Annotated in this window: 5 protein-coding genes and 1 pseudogene; 5 read left to right on the plus strand and 1 reads right to left on the minus strand. The window is 71.8% G+C overall.

What is annotated here, in order from left to right; all coding sequences use genetic code 11:
• Positions 1–219, minus strand: a pseudogene (locus tag FUT87_RS20715) (type II secretion system protein N); the annotation flags it as partial.
• A gap of 61 nt (positions 220–280) precedes the next feature.
• Between FUT87_RS20715 and gspG the strand changes: the two are divergent.
• The 5 genes from gspG (at position 281) to gspK (ending at position 3,314) form a co-directional block, all read left to right on the plus strand.
• Entirely contained in the window at positions 281–712 is a 432-nt protein-coding gene (gene gspG, locus FUT87_RS20720) for a type II secretion system major pseudopilin GspG (protein ID WP_091727285.1), read from the plus strand.
• A 64-nt stretch (positions 713–776) separates the two neighbouring features.
• On the plus strand, positions 777–1,259 hold the full coding sequence (locus FUT87_RS20725) for a type II secretion system protein (protein ID WP_147242243.1): 483 nt from the start codon (positions 777–779) through the stop codon (positions 1,257–1,259).
• The gene (gspI, locus tag FUT87_RS20730; protein WP_147242244.1) at positions 1,256–1,636 is read left to right on the plus strand and encodes a type II secretion system minor pseudopilin GspI; all 381 of its coding nucleotides are present in this window, start codon (positions 1,256–1,258) and stop codon (positions 1,634–1,636) included. Before FUT87_RS20725 ends, gspI begins: the two co-directional genes overlap by 4 nt.
• Positions 1,636–2,313 carry a prepilin-type N-terminal cleavage/methylation domain-containing protein gene (locus tag FUT87_RS20735; RefSeq protein WP_091727295.1) on the plus strand — a complete coding sequence of 226 codons (678 nt, stop codon included), beginning with the start codon at positions 1,636–1,638 and terminating at the stop codon, positions 2,311–2,313. The genes gspI and FUT87_RS20735 overlap by 1 nt, the downstream gene beginning before the upstream one ends.
• Positions 2,310–3,314 carry a type II secretion system minor pseudopilin GspK gene (gene gspK, locus FUT87_RS20740; RefSeq protein ID WP_091727298.1) on the plus strand — a complete coding sequence of 335 codons (1,005 nt, stop codon included), beginning with the start codon at positions 2,310–2,312 and terminating at the stop codon, positions 3,312–3,314. Before FUT87_RS20735 ends, gspK begins: the two co-directional genes overlap by 4 nt.
• Positions 3,315–3,652: the final 338 nt, after the last annotated feature.

Genomic DNA, 3,652 nt, shown 5'->3' on the forward strand with positions numbered 1-3,652 from the left:
GCCCAGCAGCTGGTAGCGCGAGGAAGCGGCTTCGACCGGCGCTTCCGCGGCCTTGGCGGCGGTGAACAGGCGGGTCCAGTCGGCCGGCGCGCCGTCGGCGATCGCGGGGCGCGTCATCGCCGGCGCCTGGGGGCCCTTGGCCATGAGCATCAGCGCCCAATACGCGAGGCTGGCCGCCAGCAGCGCCCAGACGACGAAGCTTAACCATCGTGCATGCATCCGACGATTATGATGCAGCGCGATGAGCCGCCGAGGGCGGCTCCGCGAGGATTGCCACACCATGCGCCGACCCCTGTCTCCGCGCCGCGCGCGCGGCTTCACGCTGATCGAACTGATCGTCGCCATCACCATCGTCGCCGTCATGGGCGCGGTGGTCGTTCCCGCGGTGATGAACCACGTCTCCGAAGCCCGCCGCACCGCGGCCCGGTCCGACGTGAACACGCTGATGCAGGCGCTCAAGCTCTACAAGATGGACAACGGCCGCTACCCGAGCGGCGAGCAGGGCCTGGGTGCCCTGGTGGCCAAGCCGACCAACGGCCCGGCCGCGCCCAACTGGAAGGTCTACATCGAGAAGCTGCCCAAGGACCCCTGGGGCAATGCGTACCAGTATGACAACCCCGGCCTGAAGGGCGAGGTCGACGTCTACAGCCTGGGCGCGGACGGCAAGCCCGGCGGCGAAGGCAACGACGCCGACGTCGGCTCCTGGGAGTGAGCGCACGGCCCGCCGCGCGTTCCACCTCCCCACCGTCCCGCTCCGTCATCGACCGCTCCGAGCCGTGCGCGCGCGTCCGTCCGGCCGTCCGTCCCAGCGCGGCTTCACGCTGATCGAGCTGATCGTGGCGATCACCATCGTGGCGATCGCCAGCGCGACCGTCGCGGTCGCCGTGCGGGACCGCGCCGACGTGCAACTCGAGCGCGAGGCGCTGCAGCTGGCCTCGGTGCTCGAGACCGCCCGGGCCGAAGCCCGCGCCGCGTCGCTGGACGTGCGCTGGGTGCCGGACACGGGCAACGATGGCGGCCGCTACCACCTCACCGGCCTGCCTGCCCCGCTGGTCAGACGACTGGGCCTGGAACGCCCCTGGCTGGGCGACACGCCCATCGTCGAGATCCAGGGCGCCGCCGCCAACGGCCGCACGCTGCGCCTGGGGCCGGAGCCGCTCATCGGCGCGCAGCGCGTGACGCTGATCCGCGGCGATCACCGGATCACGCTCGCCACCGACGGCCTGCGTCCCTTTGCGATCACGAAGGGAGGCGCATGAGCGGCGCCCTCGGGCGCGCGTCGCGTGCCGCCGGCTTCACCCTCATCGAGGTCCTGGTGGCGCTGACCATCGTCGCGCTGTGCCTGGCGGCCGGCCTGCGGGCTGCCGGCGCGATGACCTCGAATTCGGACCGGCTCGCCATCAACTCGCTGGCGCAGTGGTGCGCCGAGAACGAGCTGACCGAGATGCGCCTGACCAAGACCTTCCCCGGCGTCGGCGACAACAGCGCCAGCTGCACGCAGATGGGTCGGGACTTCAACGTCAGGCTGGCGGTCCGCTCGACGCCCAATCCCAATTTCCGGCGCGTCGAGGCGCAGGTCTTCGACGACCGCGACCGCCCGCTGCTGACCCTGACCACCATCGTGGGGCGCAACTGATGCGACGCCCGGGCGGTTCCTCCCTCCGGCGCGCGGCGCGCGGGTTCACGCTGATCGAGGTCGTGGTCGCGCTGGTCGTGATGGCGGTGATGTCGGTGATGGCCTGGCGCGCGGTGAGCGCGCTGACCACCAGCCGCGAGCACAACGAAGCCGCGATGGAGCGCGCCGAGACGCTGCAGACGCTGATGCGGCAGTGGGAACTGGACCTGCGCGAGGTGCAGGACAGCGGCGTGGTGCCCTCGGCGCTGGCCTTCGACGGCGCGACGCTGCGCATGACGCGCCGCCGCGAGACCGGCCTGCAGCTGGTGGCGTGGCAGTTGCGGGACGGCCGGCTGTCGCGCTGGGAATCGGCGCCGGTGGTGAACCGGGACGACCTGCAGGACGCCTGGTTCCGCAGCCAGCAGCTCAGCGCCGAGGAACTGCGCGCGATGCCGGGCCTGGACGGCGTGCTCGGCTGGCAGATGTTCTTCTTCCGCGGCAACGCCTGGTCCAACGCGCAATCCAGCGGCGAGCTGGTGCCGCAGGACCCGGCCGCCTCGTCGCCGACCGGGCCCAATGCGCCAAAGCAGCGCGTGGCCGTGCCGCAGGGCGTGCGCATGCGGCTGCAGTTCGGCGAGGGCAGCGGCTATCGCGGCGAACTGGTCCGCGAGGTCGCGGTGGAAAGCAACGGCTCATGAGCAGGCCTCGTTCGCCATCGCGTCCGGCACAACCGCCTCGCGGCGCCGCGCTGCTGACCGCGCTGCTGATCGTGGTGCTGGTGACCACGCTGTCGGCCGCGATGCTGTGGCGGCAGGCGCGCAGCATCCAGATCGAGGCCGCCGACCGCGGCCGCGCCCAGGCGGACTGGGTGCTGCAGGGCGCGCTGGACTGGGCGCGGCTGATCCTGCGCGAGGACAAGCGCAACAACATGAACGCGCGCGACGGCAAGCCGGCCTCGGACGACCTCACCGAGGTCTGGTCGGTGCCGCTGGCCGAGGCGCGCCTGTCCAGCTTCCTGTCGCAGGACGAGAACAACTCGGCCGACGCCGGGCCGGACGCCTTCCTGTCCGGCCACATCGAGGACGCGCAATCGCGCTTCAACCTGCGCAACCTGGTCGACAACAAGCCCGAGGAAGTGCGCGCCGCGGCCCAGCTCTTCCAGGCCGCCGGGCTGAGCACCAACCTGGTCGAGCAACTGCGGCTCAGCATGAACTACGCGGCGGTGCCCGCCAGCGCGCCGTCCGGCGAGGTGCCGCTGCTGCCCACGCGGCTGGCGCAGCTGCGCTGGCTCGGCCTGAACGAGGAGCAGATCCGGCGCCTGAGCACGCTGGTGGTGATCCTGCCCAAGCGCACCCCGGTCAACGTGAACACCGCGCCGCGCGAGGTGCTCGCCGCGGTGCTGTTCACCGACACCGGCTCGGCGGACCGCATCGTGCGCCAGCGCCAGGTCAAGCCCTTCCGGAGCTTCGAGGACCTCAAGCCCTTCGTGCCGCAGGAGCCGGCGCTCAGCGCCGAGCGCACCGCCTTCACCAGCGACTTCTTCTTCGTCGAGGGCCAGCTGCGCATGGACGACCGCGTGCTGGCGCAGCGCTCGCTGGTCGAGCGCCGCAACCTCGAGATGGTCGTGCTCGACCGCGAACGCCTGCAACGGCTGTCCACGCTGCCCGGCACCGCCGCCGGCTACGGGGCCACGCCTTGAACCCGTCGACACGCGGCGCGGCCGCAGGGCCTCCGGCGTCGACGCCGACACGACTGGACACACGAGGGACGGGATGCACGGACATGTAAAGGCTCAACTACGGGCTTCTTCGGGGGCCGGCGGCGCCGAAGCGTCATGCAAGCCCTCCTAGAATCCGCGATCTCATGAGTACCCTGCTCATCCTGCTGCCGGCCCACCCGCCCCAGGGCGGCCCCGCGCAAGACTACGAATACTGGTTCAGCCACGACGCGCAAGCGCCCGCCCACGCCCGGGGGCACGGCGAGCGCGCGCCGCTGTCCGCCTTGCCGCGCGCCGACCGCGTGATGGCGCTGATCGGC

The sequence above is a fragment of the Mitsuaria sp. TWR114 genome, from assembly GCF_007997345.1.